At 69.3% G+C, this 495-nt stretch carries 1 protein-coding gene; it reads left to right on the top strand.

All coding sequences use genetic code 11. The annotated features are described in order from the left end of the window. The coding region (locus FLP08_RS16885) for an MFS transporter (RefSeq protein ID WP_156278095.1) at positions 1–495 on the top strand (495 nt) is incomplete at both ends.

A 495-nucleotide genomic window follows, 5' to 3' on the forward strand; every position in this document is an offset into this window, starting at 1 on the left:
GATCGGGGTATTCGCCGCGATCTACCACCCGGTCGGCACCGCGATGCTGGTGGCACACGCGGAGAACCGCGGCCGCGAGATCGGCATCAACGGCATGTGGGGTAACCTCGGGGTCGCCTTCGCCGCGCTGCTTACCGGCTTTCTCACCGCGCACTTCGGTTGGCGTGCGGCGTTCATCCTGCCCGGCGGGGTGGCCATCCTGCTCGGCATCGGCTTTTTCTTCTGCGTGCGCGAGGAGCCATCGCCGCACCTGTCGGCCAAGGCCGCGGCGCGTGGCGAGGACAGCGTGGGCCTGTCGATGCGCCGGGTGTTCGGCGTGCTGGCGCTGGTCACCGCCACCGGCGGGGTGGTGTTCAACGCCAGCACCGTGACCTACCCGAAGCTGTTCCAGGAGCGCCTGAGCGACTGGCTGGCGTCGCCGCAGACCCTTGGCGTGGTGGTCAGCCTGGCCTATGCCTTCGGCGCGGTGGCGCAACTGATCATGGGCCGCCTGAT

Origin of the sequence: Christiangramia aestuarii, assembly GCF_009735585.1 — a bacterium.
In the GTDB taxonomy this organism is placed as follows: Bacteria; Bacteroidota; Bacteroidia; order Flavobacteriales; family Flavobacteriaceae; genus Christiangramia; species Christiangramia aestuarii.